This is a genomic window from Streptomyces beijiangensis, assembly GCF_017315755.1.
Classification (GTDB): domain Bacteria; phylum Actinomycetota; class Actinomycetes; order Streptomycetales; family Streptomycetaceae; genus Streptomyces; species Streptomyces beijiangensis.
On sequence record NZ_JAFLRJ010000586.1, the window covers coordinates 1 to 2,065 of the forward strand.

3 protein-coding genes are annotated in these 2,065 nt (G+C 68.7%); 2 read left to right on the forward strand and 1 reads right to left on the reverse strand.

What is annotated here, in order from left to right:
* Positions 1-36 precede the first annotated feature (36 nt).
* On the forward strand, positions 37-372 hold the full coding sequence (locus tag J0695_RS37185; protein ID WP_206969179.1) for a YnfA family protein: 336 nt from the start codon (positions 37-39) through the stop codon (positions 370-372).
* Between the two features lie 59 nt (positions 373-431).
* Entirely contained in the window at positions 432-1,199 is a 768-nt protein-coding gene (locus J0695_RS37190; protein ID WP_206969177.1) for an SDR family NAD(P)-dependent oxidoreductase, read from the forward strand.
* 61 nt (positions 1,200-1,260) lie between these two features.
* Here J0695_RS37190 and J0695_RS37195 read toward each other — a convergent pair.
* Positions 1,261-2,065 (reverse strand): RtcB family protein (locus J0695_RS37195; RefSeq protein WP_206969178.1); only part of this gene is annotated, 805 nt, incomplete at its 5' end.

The window sequence follows — 2,065 nt, forward strand, 5'->3', positions numbered from 1 at the left end:
CCTCTGACCCCACCCGCACATGCCACCATCCACCCCATGCTCACGACCCGCTCAGCAGCCCTCTTCGTCCTCGCCGCGCTCCTGGAAATCGGCGGCGCCTGGCTGATCTGGCAGGGCGTACGTGAACACAAGGGCTGGCTCTGGATCCTCACCGGAGCCCTCTCGCTCTCGCTCTACGGCTTCGTCGCGACGCTCCAGCCCACCGGCGACTTCGGCCGGATCCTCGCCGCCTACGGAGGTGTCTTCGTGGCCGGCTCCCTGGCCTGGGGCGCAGTCGCCGACGGCTACCGCCCGGACCGCTGGGACATCACAGGAGCCCTGGTCTGCCTGGCCGGAATGGCAGTGATCATGTACGCGCCGCGAGGCCGCTGACCTCGCCCCTATCCTGAAACAGACGAGCCACATCGCACAGACGCCCGAGGAGCAGCCCCATGACCGCCGCCGCCACCAACCGCATCGCCGTAGTCACCGGGGCAAGCAGCGGAATCGGCGCCGCCACCGCCCGCCAACTGGCGACCGCCGGCTACCGGGTCGTCCTCACCGCCCGCCGCAAGGACCGCATCGAGGCCCTGGCCGAAGAGCTGACCACCGCGGGCCACCAGGCCACCGCGTACCCCCTGGACGTGACGGACCGCGCCGCGGTCGACGAGTTCGCCACGGCCTTCCGCAAGATCCACGTCCTCGTCAACAACGCGGGCGGCGCACTGGGCGCGGACCCGATCGCCACCAGCGACCCCGCGGACTGGCGCCAGATGTACGAGACGAACGTCATCGGCACCCTCAACCTCACCCAGGCCCTGCTCCCCGCCCTCACGGCGAGCGAGGACGGCACGGTGGTCATCCTCTCCTCCACCGCGGGCCACGGCACGTACGAGAACGGCGGCGGGTACGTAGCGGCGAAGCACGGCGCCCACGTCCTGGCCGAGACCCTCCGCCTGGAGATCGTCGGCACCCCGGTCCGCGTGATCGAGATCGCCCCCGGCATGGTGAAGACCGAGGAGTTCGCCACCACCCGCTTCAACGGCGACACCGCCAAGGCGGCCAAGGTCTACGAGGGCGTGGCGGCCCCCCTCACGGCGGACGACGTGGCGGAGACGATCACCTGGGCGGTATCGCGCCCCAGCCACGTCAACATCGACCTCCTGGTGGTCCGCCCCCGCGCCCAGGCCTCCAACACCAAGGTCCACCGCGAGCTGTGACGCACAGCGGCCCCCGGGACCAGAAGGTCCCGGGGGCCGCGAACAGCCACGCGAACGCGAGTCAGCCCTTCACGCAGACGACCTGCTTCAGCTTGGCGACGACCTCCACCAGGTCCCGCTGCTGATCGATGACCTTCTCGATCGGCTTGTACGCGCCCGGGGCCTCGTCCAGCACACCGGAGTCCTTCCTGCACTCCACACCCCGCGTCTGGTCCGCCAGGTCCCGCACCGAGAAGCGGCGCTTCGCCTCGCTCCTGCTCATCCTCCGACCGGCGCCGTGCGAGGCCGAGTTGAAGGCCTTCTCGTTGCCGAGCCCCTTCACGATGTACGAACCGGCCCCCATGGAGCCGGGGATGATCCCGTACTCCCCGGACCCGGCGCGGATCGCGCCCTTGCGCGTGACGAGCAGGTCAAGACCGTCGTAGCGCTCCTCGCTGACGTAGTTGTGGTGACAGCTGATCTCCGGCTCAAAGGCCACCTTCGCCTTCTTGAACTCCTTGCGGACGACGCCCTTCAGGAGCCCCATCATGATCGCGCGGTTGTACTGCGCGTACTCCTGCGCCCAGTACAGGTCGTTGCGATAGGCCGCCATCTGCGGGGTGTCCGCGACGAAGACCGCCAGGTCCCGGTCCACCAGGCCCTGGTTGTGCGGCAGATTGTGCGCGATAGCCATGTGGTGCTCGGCCAGCTCCTTGCCGATGTTCCGGGACCCGGAGTGCAGCATGAGCCACACCGAACCTGACATATCCGTGCACAGTTCGACAAAATGGTTGCCCCGGCCTAGCGTTCCCATCTGCTTTACGGCTCGCCCGTGATTGAATTTGACCGCTTCAGCGACCCCCTCGAACCGCCCCCAGAAGTCGTCC